This window comes from Kitasatospora sp. NRRL B-11411 (assembly GCF_000721345.1).
Taxonomy (GTDB): Bacteria; Actinomycetota; Actinomycetes; order Streptomycetales; family Streptomycetaceae; genus Kitasatospora; species Kitasatospora cineracea.
In genome coordinates this window covers 1-14,046 of record NZ_JOGH01000119.1, presented here as the reverse complement: position 1 = coordinate 14,046, position 14,046 = coordinate 1, and the positions used below count along the sequence as shown (strand labels likewise).

At 77.1% G+C, this 14,046-nt stretch carries 13 protein-coding genes and 2 tRNA genes; 7 read left to right on the top strand and 8 right to left on the bottom strand.

Going from position 1 to position 14,046, the window contains the following annotated elements:
* Positions 1-7 precede the first annotated feature (7 nt).
* Positions 8-772 carry a class I SAM-dependent methyltransferase gene (locus IH44_RS41810; protein ID WP_051817780.1) on the top strand — a complete coding sequence of 255 codons (765 nt, stop codon included), beginning with the start codon at positions 8-10 and terminating at the stop codon, positions 770-772.
* On the opposite strand, the gene IH44_RS0133040 is transcribed toward IH44_RS41810, so the two are convergent.
* The gene (locus tag IH44_RS0133040) at positions 730-1,101 is read right to left on the bottom strand and encodes a MerR family transcriptional regulator (protein WP_030463485.1); all 372 of its coding nucleotides are present in this window, start codon (positions 1,099-1,101) and stop codon (positions 730-732) included. The two genes, IH44_RS41810 and IH44_RS0133040, sit on opposite strands and share 43 nt — an antisense overlap.
* 96 nt (positions 1,102-1,197) lie before the next feature.
* Here IH44_RS0133040 and IH44_RS0133035 point away from each other — a divergent pair, with 96 nt between their 5' ends.
* Positions 1,198-2,460 (top strand): MFS transporter, encoded by a 1,263-nt coding sequence (locus IH44_RS0133035; protein ID WP_081967280.1) that lies wholly within the window; start codon positions 1,198-1,200, stop codon positions 2,458-2,460.
* Between the two features lie 217 nt (positions 2,461-2,677).
* Here IH44_RS0133035 and IH44_RS0133030 read toward each other — a convergent pair.
* The 3 genes from IH44_RS0133030 to IH44_RS0133020 all read right to left on the bottom strand — a co-directional run bounded on the left by IH44_RS0133030 (position 2,678) and on the right by IH44_RS0133020 (position 4,183).
* A tRNA-Met gene (locus tag IH44_RS0133030) sits at positions 2,678-2,751 on the bottom strand.
* A 23-nt stretch (positions 2,752-2,774) separates the two neighbouring features.
* Positions 2,775-2,848, bottom strand: a tRNA-Met gene (locus tag IH44_RS0133025).
* A 102-nt stretch (positions 2,849-2,950) separates the two neighbouring features.
* The gene (locus IH44_RS0133020; protein WP_157852549.1) at positions 2,951-4,183 is read right to left on the bottom strand and encodes a PrsW family intramembrane metalloprotease; all 1,233 of its coding nucleotides are present in this window, start codon (positions 4,181-4,183) and stop codon (positions 2,951-2,953) included.
* Positions 4,184-4,420: 237 nt separating this feature from the next.
* Between IH44_RS0133020 and IH44_RS0133015 the strand changes: the two genes are divergently transcribed.
* A complete protein-coding gene (locus IH44_RS0133015) occupies positions 4,421-4,936 on the top strand; it encodes a hypothetical protein (RefSeq protein ID WP_198545081.1) in 516 nt (171 codons plus the stop codon).
* A gap of 37 nt (positions 4,937-4,973) precedes the next feature.
* Here IH44_RS0133015 and trmB read toward each other — a convergent pair whose 3' ends face one another.
* The 3 genes from trmB to IH44_RS0133000 form a co-directional block, all read right to left on the bottom strand.
* Positions 4,974-5,804 carry a tRNA (guanosine(46)-N7)-methyltransferase TrmB gene (trmB, locus tag IH44_RS0133010; protein ID WP_030463481.1) on the bottom strand — a complete coding sequence of 277 codons (831 nt, stop codon included), beginning with the start codon at positions 5,802-5,804 and terminating at the stop codon, positions 4,974-4,976.
* A gap of 55 nt (positions 5,805-5,859) precedes the next feature.
* Positions 5,860-7,092 (bottom strand): L-2-hydroxyglutarate oxidase, encoded by a 1,233-nt coding sequence (lhgO, locus tag IH44_RS0133005; RefSeq protein WP_030463480.1) that lies wholly within the window; start codon positions 7,090-7,092, stop codon positions 5,860-5,862.
* A 74-nt stretch (positions 7,093-7,166) separates the two neighbouring features.
* Positions 7,167-8,582, bottom strand: coding sequence for a hypothetical protein (locus IH44_RS0133000; RefSeq protein WP_030463479.1), 1,416 nt, complete (start codon positions 8,580-8,582; stop codon positions 7,167-7,169).
* Positions 8,583-9,242: 660 nt separating this feature from the next.
* On the opposite strand from IH44_RS0133000, the gene IH44_RS0132995 reads away from it, so the two are divergent.
* From IH44_RS0132995 to IH44_RS45840, 4 genes are all read left to right on the top strand, one after another.
* Positions 9,243-11,330 (top strand): asparagine synthase-related protein, encoded by a 2,088-nt coding sequence (locus IH44_RS0132995; protein WP_030463478.1) that lies wholly within the window; start codon positions 9,243-9,245, stop codon positions 11,328-11,330.
* Between the two features lie 79 nt (positions 11,331-11,409).
* A complete protein-coding gene (locus IH44_RS43330) occupies positions 11,410-11,907 on the top strand; it encodes a universal stress protein (RefSeq protein ID WP_051817778.1) in 498 nt (165 codons plus the stop codon).
* Between the two features lie 171 nt (positions 11,908-12,078).
* Positions 12,079-12,774: a DsbA family oxidoreductase gene (locus IH44_RS0132985; protein ID WP_030463476.1), complete on the top strand. Its 696-nt coding sequence runs from the start codon at positions 12,079-12,081 to the stop codon at positions 12,772-12,774.
* 148 nt (positions 12,775-12,922) lie between these two features.
* Positions 12,923-13,378: a hypothetical protein gene (locus IH44_RS45840; protein WP_051817776.1), complete on the top strand. Its 456-nt coding sequence runs from the start codon at positions 12,923-12,925 to the stop codon at positions 13,376-13,378.
* A gap of 33 nt (positions 13,379-13,411) precedes the next feature.
* Here IH44_RS45840 and IH44_RS0132975 read toward each other — a convergent pair whose 3' ends face one another.
* Entirely contained in the window at positions 13,412-13,927 is a 516-nt protein-coding gene (locus tag IH44_RS0132975) for an NPCBM/NEW2 domain-containing protein (protein ID WP_081967279.1), read from the bottom strand.
* Between the last annotated feature and the right edge of the window lie 119 nt (positions 13,928-14,046).

Here is a 14,046-nt window from a genome sequence, read left to right as displayed (position 1 = left end):
GGCCCGCATGCGCCCGACCACCCAGCCCCGGCCCGGGGACGGCCCGCCGGTCCTGGTCACCTCCCGGCCGCTGGACGAGTACTGCGCCTGCTTCGGCCTCACCCGCGCCGCCCTGGGCCGCCTGCCCGGCCCCGTCCTGGACTGCCCGGGCGGGGCCGCCGCGCTCGCCGCCGAGGCCCGCGGGCTCGGCTGCGAGGTGGTCGCCGCCGACCCGGGCTACGCGCTCGGCCCGCACCGCCTCGCCGCGCTCGCCGCCGACGGCCGGGCGGCCATGGCCGCCGCGATCCACCGCGACCCCCGCCGCCACCTGCCCGCCGACCGCCACCGCCGCCCCGAGAAGTACCTGCGCAGCTGGGACCGCGCCCGCGGGCTGTTCACCGCCGACGCCACCGCCCACCCCGACCGCTACGTGGCCGCCGCCCTGCCCCGGCTCCCGTTCGCCGACGGCACCTTCGCCCTCACCCTCAGCTCCTACCTGCTGTTCGCCTACCCGGCCGTCTTCGGCCCCGCCGAGCAGCTCCGCGCCCTGCGCGAACTCGTCCGGGTCACCGCCCCCGACGGCGAGGTCCGGGTCCTGCCGCTGCACGACGAACGCGGCCGCCACTGCCCGCACCTGACCGAACTGCGCGCCGCCCTGCGCCACCACCGGATCGCCAGCCGCGTCCTGCGCACCGGCCCGACCACCCGCGTCCTGACCCTGCGCCCCGCCCGCCCGCCTCGCCCCGGCACCTACCGCCCGGCCGCCCGCAGCGAGCGCACCGCACCCAGGTAGGCCCCCACCGCGTCCCGGCTGCGGGACAGGCACTCCGCCCGCTCCACCAGCTGCCGGTACTCGTGCTCCAGCGCCGCCAGCGTCTCCGGCGCCGCGTCCCGGACGTGGAACTGGCCGTCCGCCAGGCAGGGCAGCACGGTCCGGATGGTCCGGGTGGACAGGCCCGAGGCCAGCAGCGAACGGATCTGCCGGACCCGCTCCACCAGCGGCTCCCCGTACTCCCGGTAGCCGTTCGCCGACCGCTCCGGCTTCAGCAGCCCCTGCTCCTCGTAGTAGCGCAGCAGCCGGGGCGCCACCCCCGTCCGGCCCGCCAGCTCGCCGATCCGCACCGCGCCCTCCCGCTGCCTGCCGTCCGCCGTTGGCCGTTCGCCGTCCGCCGGAAGGACTTGACTCTCACACCGGTGTGAGGGTTCGACCATACCCGCATGGCAACCACCCCACCCGGACCCCGGCTGCGCTGGTCCCCGCTGCTCGCCCTCGCCACCGCGGCCTTCCTCGGCATCGTCACCGAGGCGCTGCCCGCCGGCGTCCTCCCCGAGATGGCCCGCGACCTGCGGGTCGGCGAGGCCGCGATGGGCCAGTCGCTGACCGGCTACGCGCTGGCCACCGGCCTGTCCGCGATCCCGCTGGCCCGGGCCACCGCCCACTGGCCCCGCAAGCGCCTGGTGCTGGCCGCCGTCGCCGTGCTGCTGCTGGCCGACGCCGTCACCGCGCTCTCCCCGTCCTACCCGCTCACCATGGCCGTCCGGATCGCCGCCGGGGTCGCCGTCGCCGCGATCTGGTCCGAACTCGTCGGCTACGCCCGCCGGTTGACCCCGCCCGCCCTGCACGGCCGGGCGATCGCCGTCACCGGCGTCGGCGTCCCGCTCGCCCTCTCCCTCGGCATCCCGCTCGGCACCTGGTCCGGCCGGCTGCTCGGCTGGCGCCCCACCTTCGCGCTGGTCGCCGCCCTCGCCGCCGCCCTGCTGCTGTGGATCGCCCTCGCCGTCCCCGACGCCCCCGGCCACCCCGGCCGCCCCGCCCCCGTCCGCACCGCGCTGCGCCGGCCCGGCGTGCGGCCGGTGCTGTTCGTCACCGCCGCGTACGTCCTCGCCCACAACGTGCTCTACACCTACGTCGCCGCCCTGCTCGACCACTACGGCGCGGGCGGCCGCCGCGACCTGCTGCTGCTCGTCCTCGGACTCGCCGCCGTCGCCGGACTCGCCGCCACCGGCACGCTGATCGACCGGCGGCTGCGGCACCTCACGCTCGCCGCCACCGCCGCGTTTCTCACCGCCGCCGTCCTCCTGCTGCTGCCCGCACCCCCGCTGCTGCTCGCCGCCGGACTCTGGGGCCTCGGCTGGGGCAGTGTCGCCCCGCTGTTCCAGACCGCGGTGGCCGACGCCGGCGGCGAACCCGGCCAGACCCTGCTGGTCGCCACCTGGAACACCGCGATGGGCCTCGGCGGCGCCACCGGCGGACTGCTGCTCGACCTGCACGGCCCGGGCACCCTGCCCTGGTCCGCCCTCGCCCTGCTGCTCCCCGTCCTCGCCGTCACCGCACTGGCCCGCCGCCACGGCTTCCCGCCCCGGCGCCGCCCCACCGCCCCCGGGAACGCAGACGGCCCGTGGGCTGCTCCTCGGGCCGCCCCCCTGGGGGACGGCGACCGAGGCACCGGGGATGTACCGGTGAGCCCACGGGCCGGGTGACTGCTGGGAATTAGCCTGAGCCGGAGACCGGAACGGCCTCACCGCTGCACAGGCAGGGGCGGCTCTAGCGAGCAGCCACCTCACGCATCCTGAAGGAACTCAACTCAGGATCACCTCCTTTCAGTGTGCCGCCACCATAGGCACCGCCCGCCGGGGGAGGCAACGGATTTATTCGACCCCGTTCCGTCCGGGTTCCGTCCGGCTTCGTGCTACTGAGTAGCGGGGACAGGATTTGAACCTGCGACCTCTGGGTTATGAGCCCAGCGAGCTACCGAGCTGCTCCACCCCGCGTCGGTGAACTTCGTGCTACTGAGTAGCGGGGACAGGATTTGAACCTGCGACCTCTGGGTTATGAGCCCAGCGAGCTACCGAGCTGCTCCACCCCGCGTCGGTGAACACGACTCTACGTGAGGCCCGCGGGAAAGGGAAATCCGTTTCCCGCCGGGGCGTCCGGGCAGCTCGCGGCCGGGTCGGCCCGGGTCGACCCGGGTCAGTCCGGGCCGGACGGCTGCCGGGTGCGGCGGGTCTGCGCCCAGACCGAGAAGCTGACCAGGGCGGCGAAGCAGGGGACCATCACCAGCCCGTACACCAGCAGGAAGCCGTCGGTGCCCAGCCCGGCGGCGGCGTTCCACGCCCCGTGCAGGCCCATCGCCAGCAGGGCGCCCAGCGGGGCGCCCAGGCGGGCCAGCCAGCGGCGGCCGGTGGTCAGGGTGACGGCCAGGCCCAGGCCGGTCAGCGCGGTGAACAGCGGGTGCGCGAACGGGGAGAGCAGGGCCCGCAGGACGAAGGTGTGCACCGTGCCGTCGAAGTCCCGCAGGCTCGGCGCCTCGCCCTGGCCGATCGCGTCCAGCCGGGCCTGCCGGTCCGCGGTGAAGGCCCGCCCCAGGTACAGCGCGTTCTCGGTGAAGGCGAAGCCGCAGGCCGTCACCCCGCCCAGCACCGTCCCCGCCGCCAGGGTGCGCGGGGAGGAGCGGGCCCGCTGGCGGCCCGCCGGGGCCGGGCGGAAGTGCGCGGGGCGGCCGGGCCGGTGCCACAGCAGGCGGCGCAGGCGGCCGCACGGGCGGTCCTGCTCGCAGCGGTGCCGCCGCCGCAGCGGCAGCAGCAGGACCAGCAGGGCCGCGCCCTTCGCCAGTTCCTCGATCAGCGGGGTGGCGAACTCCGCGCCCAGCGTCTCCCCGCGCACCCCCTGGTGGGCGATCAGGAAGTCGCTCGCCCACCCGTTCGCCAGGATCGCCATCGTGGTCGCCGCGCACGCCCCCCAGGCCAGGCAGAACAGCAGGTGCCGCAGCGGGACCCGGGCGGTCTGGTTCAGCCAGGCCAGCGCCCCCAGCACGAACGGCAGCGGCAGCAGCGCCAGGCCCAGCCCGACCAGCAGGCCGGTCGTCCCGGTCTGCCGCTGCACCAGGCGCAGGATCAGCACCCCCGAACCCGCCAGGCCCAGGGCCAGCGCCGCCGAGGAGAGCGCCGGCCGGCGGAACGGCCACACCCGGCGCCACAGCGACACCGCCGCGGCGCCCGCGACCCGGCGGCCGCCCTGCTGCCCGGGGATCCGCCCGCTCAGCACCGGCCGCGGCGGCCGCTCCGGGAGCAGGCCGCCGGACCGGCGCGCGCTCGGATCCGGGAGCGACCGAAATCCGGTGGGGGGCGTCGGGGAATCGGCGGCCAGGGCGGCGGCCCCTACGGGCGGCCCGGGGGAAGGCGCGCCGCTGGGCGGACTGCTCACCTGCAGCAGCGTAGGCGAAGCCCCCGCCCCGGGGGGAGTGGTCGGAACAATCCGTACTCGCAGGGTGACTGATCGTCAGCAGAACGGAATGCCGCCCACCGCACCCGGCCGGGCCCGTGACATCCGTCATGCCGGTCCGGTGACGGCAGGTCCTGGGCCGCGACCGGTCCCGGCGGGCACAGTGGTGACACCGCCGGGGGACGACCGGGCGGCCGGGGACGACACGGGGGAGACACCATGGGCAGCATCGGCTTCGGGACGGCCGCCACCAGCACCTTCGCGGCGCCCGCCGCAGCGACCGTCGCGGTCGTGGAGCCGGTCGTGGAGCCGGCCGCGGGGTCGGCCGACGAGCGGCCGAGCGTCGCGGAGATGCGGCTGCCGGTCTGGTTCTTCGGCTTCGAGGGCGTCCTGGCCGGGGCCTTCGACCTGCTGCGGGCCGCCCCCTCGGCCTGGCCCGCGCTGGTCGTGCTGGCCGCCGTCAACATCGGCGTCTCGCTGACCCTGATGCGCCGGCGCCTCAAGCTCGCCAAGCTGCTGTGGCGCGGCAAGGGCACCCGCAACGTGGCCTTCGGCCTGATCGGCCTGCGGCTGGGCAGCCACCTGGTGCTCGGCCTGCTCGGCACGGCGGTCGACACCGCCCTCGGGCACGTGCTGTTCGCGCTGGTGATGAGCACGGTGACGGTCGCGCTGCTGGCCTACGTCCAGCGCACCGCGCTCGGCGCGCTGGTCGCCGCCGGCAAGGCCACCGCCTGAGCCCGGGCCCGGGCCCGGCGCCCGGGCCCGGCGGGGCTCAGCGGCGGCGGAACAGCAGGTCGTGCACCACGTGGCCCTTGGCCAGGCCGGCCCGCTCGAACTTGGTCACCGGACGCCAGTCGGGCCGCGGCGCGTACCCGGGCACGCTGCCCGCCGGGTGCTCGTCCGGCTCCAGCCAGCCCGAGCCGTCGCCCTCCGGGTGCAGGTTCTCCAGCTCCGGCGAGGCCCCCAGCACCTCCAGCATCTGCTCCGCGTACGGCTCCCAGTCGGTCGCGCAGTGCACCAGCGCGCCCGGGGCCAGCCGGGGCAGCACCAGGTCCAGGAACGACGCCTGGACCAGGCGGCGCTTGTGGTGCTTCGGCTTCGGCCACGGGTCCGGGAAGTACACCCGCAGACCGGCCAGCGAGGCGTCCGGCAGCATGTCGCGCAGCAGGATCACCGCGTCGCCCGCCGCCAGCCGGACGTTCTCCGAGCCGTCCCGCTCCAGGAACTGCAGCAGGTTGCCGTGGCCCGGGGTGTGCACGTCCGCCGCGAGGATCCCCGCGGACGGGTCCGCGGCCGCCATCGCGGCCGTGGTGTCACCCATCCCGAAGCCGATCTCCAGCGTCACCGGACGGCCCGCGAACAGCTCCGGCAGGTCCAGCGGAGTCCCGTCGATGGCCAGCCCGAACCGCTCCCACCCGCGGTCCAGCGCGCCCGCCTGGGCCTTGGTCATCCGGCCGCGGCGCGGCTGGAAGCTGCGGATCCGCTGCTCGCGGTGCTGGGCCTCGGTGGCCTTGTGCGGGTACATCGGCGCGGGGTACGCCGCCGGGGCGGCGGAGAGCCGGGCCGACGCGGACAACTGGGTGCTGGGGGCGGAGGAGGTCACAATCGCACCAGTCTAAGGGAGGCCCCGCGAGAGCCGGCTTCCGTCGGGCGCCCCTTCAGCCCGCCCGCAGCGCCGCCACCGCCCGGCGGGCGACCTCGCGGCCGATGCCGAGCGAGGCCGTCGCCGCCGGGGAGGGGGCGTTGAGGACGTGGACGACCCGGCGGGCGGAGCGCGGGTCGGCGGGGTCGAAGCCGGCGAAGGCGAAGTCGTCGAGGAGGGTGCCGTCGCGGGCGACGGCCTGGGCGCGGACGCCCGCGGTGGCGGGGACGAGGTCGGCGGCGGTGACGGCGGGGAGCAGGCGGCGGACGGCGGCGGTGAAGGCGCGCTTGGAGAGCGAGCGGTGCAGCTCGCCGAGTTCGTAGCGCCAGTGCCGGCGGGCGATCGTCCAGGTGCCGGGGAAGCGCGCGGTCTCGGCCAGGTCGCGGACGTTCAGGGTGCGCCAGTCGTAGCCCTCGCGGGCCAGCGCGGGCACCGCGTTCGGTCCGACGTGGACGTCGCCGTGGATGCCCCGGGTGAGGTGGACGCCGAGGAACGGGAACGCCGGGTCGGGGACGGGGTAGACCAGGCCGCGCACCAACTCCCGTCGCCCCTCGGCCAGTTCGTAGTACTCGCCGCGGAACGGGACGATCCGCACCCCCGGGTCGTCGCCGGCCAGCCGGGCGATCCGGTCGCTGTGCAGTCCGGCGCAGTTGACCAGCACCGCGCAGCGGATCTCGCCGTGCGGGGTGGTGACGGTGACGCCGTCGGCGCGCCGGGCGATGTCCAGGACCGGTGTGCCGAGCCGCAGTTCGGCCCCGCGCTCGCCCGCCAGGGCGGCGTAGCGGCGGGCCACCGCGGGGTAGTCGCAGATGCCGGTGGTGGCCAGGTGCAGGCCGGCGATGCCGGTGACCTCGGGCTCGTGGGCGCGGAGGCCGGCCGGGTCGAGTTCGGTGAGCGGGATGCCGTTGGCCCGGCCGCGTTCGGCGAGGGCGGCGAGGCGGGGGAGTTCGGCGGGGTCGGTGGCGACGATCAGCTTGCCGGTGACCTCGTGGGCGATGCCCTGCTCGCGGCAGAACGCGACCATCTCGCGGGCCCCGCCGGTGGCGTACCGGGCCTTGAGCGAGCCGGGCCGGTAGTAGACGCCGCTGTGGATCACCCCGCTGTTGCGGCCGGTCTGGTGGGCGGCGAGCGCGTCCTCCTTCTCCAGCACGGCGACGCCGGTGCCGGGGTGCTCGCGGGTCAGCGCGTACGCGGTGGACAGGCCGACGATGCCGCCGCCGACCACCAGGACCTGGACGTCGTGCTTCAACCCGGACACCCCTCGGCTGTGTGAGACCGCTCCGACTGGATGGTGCCACGGCCGATCCGGGGTGGCAGGGGAGTTCAGGAAGTGGCCAGGACCGTGCGAGCGCGCTCGGTGAGCTCCTTGACCCGCTGCTCGTTCTGGTAGGGCTCCAGGCGGCGCAGCAGCTCGACCATGTACTCGCGGCTGCGGTGCGAGGAGATCCGCCCGGCCACCTCGACCGCGCGCTCCCCGGCGGCCACCGCGGCGTCCAGGTCCCCGGCCTCGGCCTCGGCCATCGCGGAGACCACCAGCCGCAGGCCGTGCGAGCGGACGTAGCCCTCGGTCGGGCGGGCCAGCGCCTCCCGGGTGAACTGCCGGACCTTGGACGGGACGCCCAGGTCGCGGAAGCACTCGGCGGCGTCGGCGGCGAGGCGGTCGTAGGCGAAGAAGTCGATCCAGGTCGGGTCCGGGTCGCCGGGGCGGGAGCGGTCCAGCGCGGTCTCGGCGGCGGCCAGCGCGGCGCCGCAGGCCGCGGCGTTTCCGGCCTTGGCGTGCGCCCGGGCCTCGACCAGGTGGAAGAAGCTCATGGTGCGGGCGGTGGCCAGGCCCCGGTTGCGCTCCAGGGCGGCCTGGGCGAGGTCGACCGCCTCGTCCGGGAAGGAGCGGTAGGCGGCCTGCAGGCTCATCGAGGCCAGCACGTACCCGCCGAGCGGCACGTCCCCGGCGGCGCGGGCCAGCCGCAGGGCCTGGATGTAGTAGCGCTGGGCGGCCTCGTGCTGGCCGGTGTCGAACGCCATCCAGCCCGCCAGCCTGGTCAGTTCGGCGGTGGCGCCGAACAGCGCCCGGCCGACCGCGTCGCTGTACGAGGCGAGCAGCAGCGGGGCGGCCTCGACCCGCAGGCACTCCGGGACCATCGAGGAGCGCCAGTCGCCGCCGCCGTACTTGGAGTCCCAGCGGCGGGCCTCCTGGGCGGCCTCGCGGAGCTTCGCGGCGTCCGTGTGCCCCACCCGGTAGCCGGTCAGGTCGGGGACCGCCTCGCGGGCCACCGAGCCGTCGGCGGGCGTGATCAGCCAGCGCGAGACGGGCGTGGCGTACGCGGCGACCGAGAAGGTGCCGGCCAGGCTGTCGCTCCACCGGCCGCCGCCGGGGCCGCGCCGCAGGTCCAGGTCGACCCGCCACAGCTCGGTGGCGGAACGGACCGCCTCCGGGACCTCGCGCGGGAACTCCAGGCCGAGTTCGGGCGTGGGGTGCGAGTCGGCGAGGCCGATCTCCTCCAGCGGGACGGGGCGGCCGAGCTTGTTGCCGAGCGCGGTGGCGATCAGGTGCGGCACCGGGCGCTGCGGGACCATGCCCTTGGTCACCCAGCGGGCCACCGAGGTCTTGTCGTAACGGAGGGTCAGGCCGCGTTGCGCGCCCAGGTCGTTGACCCGGCGGGCGAGCCCCGCGTTGCTGATCTGGGCGAGCGCGAGGAGGGCCCCGAGCCGGTCGTTCGGCCCTCGTGAGCTGACGGTCATGGTGGCGGTGGCACCCCCTGGCGACGTCGTGCGCGGATGGCGGCGGGCCGCGGCGAACCGCGGTGCGTCACCGGACTGCTGCACCTAGCGTAGTCGCCCGCGTTCCGACGGTTAAGAGGCCGCATTCCGGTTGGCGGGAACGCGCCGCGTCCGGAGCGGGCGCCCGGAGGCCCGCCGCGGGGCCCGCGGGCAGTTGCCGGACGCCCGTGCTCCGGTCCCGTGCCCGCGTGCGCCACCCGTGCTCCCTGGCCGCAGCGGCAGGTGGGCGATTCGCTAAAGCCTGTGGATCGGCCCGCCGCCGAGGACCCGGCGGGCCGGGGGAAACGCTGCCTCAATTCCCCGCGGGCAGCTGCGCGTCCGGGAGGGCATGCGGATGCCCTCCCGGTCCGTGCGACGGCTTTCGGCCAACTTCGGCCGGACCGCGGCGGACCCGTCCCTCCGCCGCACCGCCGCGCCCCGCCACCGCCCGTGCGCCGGACGGGAGTTCGAGACCCGCACGGTCCGGGCCCCGGAGGGGGAGGCCCGGTCCGTGCGCCCTCCTCCCGGCAAGCCCGGCGCTCACCCGCCCCATCGGTGGCACGATGTCTCCTGACGGCGCGCCAACCCCGTACGTCCGCCCGGTGGTTCGTCGCGCGCCGCAGCACCACAGGTGGAGGCGCGATGCGGTGGCTCACCGGCTGGAGCGGCCTGACCGCCGCCGACCCGACCCTCGCCGCGGTCCGCCCGATCGCCGGCACCCTGCTCTGGGGCGGCCCCAACCCGCTCTGGGCGGTCGGCGACTGGCGCCCCGACGAACTGCGCCTCGCCGTGCTCCGGCCCGGCGGCCCGGCCACCGTCCGCGGCGGCCTCGACCCGCACGACCCCGCCGACAGCGCCGACCGGGACACCCCCGCCACCCTGCGCCTCGCCGTCGCCGGCCGCTGCGGCGCCACCGACCGCGAGATCGCCGACGGCCTGGCCGCCGCCCGCGGCGGCGCGCTGCGCCACCTCACCCACTGGCCCGGCAGCTACACCGTCGTGCTGCGCACCGGCACCCGCTCCACCGTGCTGCTGCCCGACCTGTCCGGCGCCCAGCCCGGCTTCCACACCCCGTTCGCCGGCGGCACCGCCTACGCCACCGCCGCCCTCCCGCTCGCCGACCTGGTCGGCGCCCCCGTCGACGCCGCCCACCTGGCCGCCCGGCTCGCCACCCCCGAGACCCCCGAGACGCTCGGCGACCGCACCCCCTACCGGGGCGTGCGCCGCGTCCCGCCCGGGCACGCGCTCGGCATCCGCGGCGGGCGCGCCGACTGCACCCCGTACGACGACCAGCCCGCCGAGCCGGGCGGCGCCGAGGCCCCCGCCGTCCGCGAACTCACCCGCGCCCTGCTGGAGGCCGTCCGCTGCCGGGTCCGCGCCACCGGGCCCGCCGACCGGCCCCGGCTCGGCGTCGACCTCTCCTACGGCACCGCCTCCGCCACCGTCGCCCTGCTCGCCGCCGCCGTCCCGCTGCCGCCCGGCGGCCCCGGCGCGGGCACCGGACCCGAACGGCCCGCCGCCCGCACCGGCGCCGTCAAGGGCTCCTGGGCCCGCCGCGCCGAACCGCCCGAACCCGAGACCGTCCCCGCCGTCACCCTCGCCGACCACGACGGACTCGCCCTCGCCGTCCACGCCCCCCGCCTGCGCCACCTGGTCGTCCCGCCCGCCGCCCCGTACGCCGACCTCGCCGACCCCCTGGCCGGGCCGCTCACCGACGAGCCCGGCCCGGTCCTGGCGGACGCCGCCCGGTACGCCGCCGCCCACCGGGCCGGCGGCGCCGACCACCTCACCGGCCACGGCGCCCGCCAGGTCCTCGACGGCCACCCCGCCCGGCTCGCCGACCTGGTCCGCTCCGGCCGCTCCCTCGACCTGCTCGCCCCGCTCGCCGCCCTGGCCGGCGCCGACCGCGCCACCGCCGGCGCCCTCACCGGCACCCTGCACACCCCCGTCACCGTGCTGCGCGCCGCCCGCCGACTGGCCCGCGCCCGCTACGCCGACGCCCTCGACGACCTGGCCCTGAAACTGACGCTCCGTCAGGAACCCGTACCGGGGCGGACGATGGGCCGCGCCCTGGCCGCCGACCTCACCTGGCACCGGCCCGGCCCGGCCGCCCACCTGCTCGCCGACGAACCGCTCGCCGCCCTCGCCCAGCACCTGCGCACCGCCGCCCGCGACGGCGCCCCCACCGAGGCCCCCGGCGCCCGCCGCGCCCGCCTCGCCCTGCACCGGCACGCCGCCCACTACCGCACCCTGGTGCACGCCACCGAACAGCACGGCCAGCGCCTGCACGCCCCCTTCCTGGACAACCAGGTGGTCCGCGCCGCCCGCCTGCTCCCCGACGACCTGCGCCTGCAACCCGGCGCCCGGCACGCCCTGCTCGCCACCGTGCTGGCCGGCGCCGGCCGCACCGACCTGCCCGCCGACTGGGGCCGCGCCCCCGGCCCCGACCCGCACGAACCGGCCCGCCGCGGCCTGCGCGCCGCCGCCCCCGCCCTCACCGACCTGTTCGACCGCCCGCTGCTCGCCGAGGCCGGACTGCTCGACGCCCCCGCCGCCCGCAAGACCCTCGCCGCCGCCACCGACCCCGCCCAGCACGTCCCGCCCGGCACCCTCGCCGCCCTCGCCGACCTGGTCGCCACCGAACTCTGGCTGCGCCGCCTGGCCGCCCGCCGCCCCGGCTCCTCCTGGACCGGCCTGCCCGCCCCCCGCCGCACCGCCCTGGAAACCTGACCCGGCCCGGGGTGCGCCTGCACCGCCGCCGCCCGCCCGCCCGCTAGCGTCGGGAACCCCGGCCCCTGGAGCGCGCGCCATGACCGCCACCCTCCCCGTGCAGTACGAGGCGCCGCCGCCCGGCGCCTCGGTCCTCACCGGCTGCGACGGCTCCGACGCCGCGCTCTGGGCGCTCGACCGCGCCATGACCGAGGCCGAGGCGCACCACCTCCCGCTGTACGTCCTGGCCGTGGTCAACCCCTCGCCGACCGGCTACCCGCCCGGCATGGCCGACCTGGTCCAGGAGAGCGTCGAGCGGCTGACCGAGAGCATGGCGGACGGCCTGCGCCGGGCCGTCGCCACCGTCCAGTCCGCCCGCACCCGCCCGTACGCCGGCCGGCTCGCCCTGCACGTCGTCCTCGGCAACGTCGTCGAGGTGCTGCTGCAGGCCGCCGAGGGGCGGCACACCCTGGTCGTCGGCACCCGCGGGAACGGCGGCTTCGGCCGGCTGCTGCTCGGCTCGGTCAGCACCGCCGCCGTGCACCACGCCACCTGCCCGGTGCTGGTCGTCCCCGCACCGCCCGCGGAGGGGGCCTGAAGCCGGAGGAGCCTGAAGCCGAGGTCCGAGGTGGCTGAAGCCGAGGGGCCTGACCGGGGCCGACGGGGGCCTGACCGGAATGTTCGCGGATGGTTGAGCGTTCACCTTCCGTCGGACGGCCGCCCCCGGTCGCCCAGGACCACCGAACCGCCGGACAGGAGCCCGCCCGCCATGAAGGTCGAAATCTACTCGGACATCGCCTGCCCCTGGTGCTACGTCGGCAAGCGGCGCTTCGAGCAGGCGCTCGGGCAGTTCGAGGGCAAGGACGGCGTCGAGGTGGTCTACCGCCCCTACCAGCTCGTCCCCGACGCCCCCGAGCAGGCCCGCCCGCACCGCGAGTGGCTCGCCGAGCGCTACGGGCCGCAGTCCCTCGCCATGGACGCCCGGATCACCGAGGTCGGCAGGAGCGTCGGCATCGACTACGACTTCGACGCCGCGCTCGAGGTCAACACCCTGCGCGCGCACCGCCTGCTGCACCTCGCCGAGACCGAGTACGGCCCCGCCGTCCAGGCCGCCCTCAAGGAGCGCCTGCTCAAGGCCCACTTCTCCGAGGGCGTGAACGTCGGCGACCCCGACGCGCTGGCCGACCTCGCCGCCGAGACCGGCATCGACCGCGACCGCGCCGCCGCCTACCTGGCCGGCCGCGAGGGCGAGGACGAGACGCTCGCCGCCCTCGCCGAGGCCCGCGCGATCGGCGTCACCGCCGTCCCCACCTTCGTCTTCGAGGGCAAGTGGGCCGTCCAGGGCGGTCAGGAGGCCGAGACCTTCCTCCAGGTGCTCCGCCAGGTCGAGGCCGAGACCGCCCAGCGGATCACCCCGCTCGCCCCGGCCGCCGACACCTGCGAGGACGGCAGCTGCGCGATCTGACCGCGCGGGTCGTACCCGGCGCGATCTGACCGCGCGAGTAGTACCCGGGTATGACGGCGGGTCAGCTCCCCGGTGTGACGACCCGTACCGCCCCGGTCCGGGAAGGTACGGGTCGTCCACGCAGGAGCAGTGCCGAAGGAGCCCGCAGATGGCCGTGACCGTGCCCGCCACCAGCCGCACCGCCACCACCCCCGCCCGCCGGGCCGCCGCCGCGGCCGCCCCCGCCCTCCGCGCGGGCCTGGCCCTGCCGGCCGGCCTGGCCGCGCTGGCGCTGCAGCTGACCGGCCGCCGGGCGGCCGCGCAGCGCCTGCAGCCCGGTCCGACGGGCACCGGCCGCCGACTGGCCCGCCTGCTGCTCGGCCTCCCGCTGGACGGGTTCGCCCTGCTGCTGCTCGGCTACGCGGTCTTCAACTCGGTCCGCAACTTCGGCTATCCGCTCTGGTACCTGCACACCGACTACCACCAGGCCTGGGGCGGCCCCACCATGGCGGGCGTCTGGGCCGTCCACGCCGCCGGCTGGGCGCTCACCCTCCTCGTGCTGCTGCGCTGGCCGGCGCGCTGGATCGCCCGCGGCCAGCAGGCCCTCACCGCCCGGCTCGGCTGACCGCCCGGCCCGGCCGGCCGCCCGCCGCCCGGGTCAGCAGGTGATCCGGGCCTGCGCCCAGTCCGCCAGGTCGATCACCGGGACCGAGCCGCGGACCGGAGTGACCACCAGCCGGATCGACGACTGCCCGTCGAGCGGGACGTGCACGGGCACCGGGCGGTCGCCCGCGGACAGCTCGGGGGAGCTCCACAGCACCTCCCCGTCGGTGCCCTGCACCGAGAAGACCACCTCGCCGTACGTGACGCCGAAGTCGTCCAGCCCCGCGACCGCGTCGAAGGACCGGCAGGCCTGGTTCAGGTCGACGGTCACCCGGGACGGCACCCGGGCCGCCAGCACGTGCTGGTAGCGGGTGCCGTGCAGCCAGGCCGAGGACCGCTGCAGCACTTGGCCGCCGCCGCGGATGGTCGGCGTCGACCGGGCGTCCCGGTGGCCCCGGTTGAGCGGTACCTCGTCCAGCCAGAACTGGCGGGCCGCCGGAGGCGTCGGGGACGGCGTCGGAGTGGGCGTCGGCGTCGGCGCGGGGGTGGGCGTCGGGGACGGTGGCGGCACCTGGCGCGGCGTCGGAGTGGGAGTCGGCGCCGGCCTGGGCGTGGGCGTGGGGGTGGGCGTCGGCGTCGGTTTGGGGGACGGCGTCGGGGACGGGGTGGGTGTCGGCGCGGGGGTGGGCG

Coding starts and splice junctions, on each gene's coding strand:
- IH44_RS41810 (WP_051817780.1), top strand. CDS start 8: ATGCGCCCGACCACCCAGCCCCGGCCCGGGGACGGCCCGCCGGTCCTG.
- IH44_RS0133035 (WP_081967280.1), top strand. CDS start 1,198: ATGGCAACCACCCCACCCGGACCCCGGCTGCGCTGGTCCCCGCTGCTC.
- IH44_RS0133015 (WP_198545081.1), top strand. CDS start 4,421: ATGGGCAGCATCGGCTTCGGGACGGCCGCCACCAGCACCTTCGCGGCG.
- IH44_RS0133000 (WP_030463479.1), bottom strand. CDS start 8,582: ATGACCGTCAGCTCACGAGGGCCGAACGACCGGCTCGGGGCCCTCCTC.
- IH44_RS0132995 (WP_030463478.1), top strand. CDS start 9,243: ATGCGGTGGCTCACCGGCTGGAGCGGCCTGACCGCCGCCGACCCGACC.
- IH44_RS43330 (WP_051817778.1), top strand. CDS start 11,410: ATGACCGCCACCCTCCCCGTGCAGTACGAGGCGCCGCCGCCCGGCGCC.
- IH44_RS0132985 (WP_030463476.1), top strand. CDS start 12,079: ATGAAGGTCGAAATCTACTCGGACATCGCCTGCCCCTGGTGCTACGTC.
- IH44_RS45840 (WP_051817776.1), top strand. CDS start 12,923: ATGGCCGTGACCGTGCCCGCCACCAGCCGCACCGCCACCACCCCCGCC.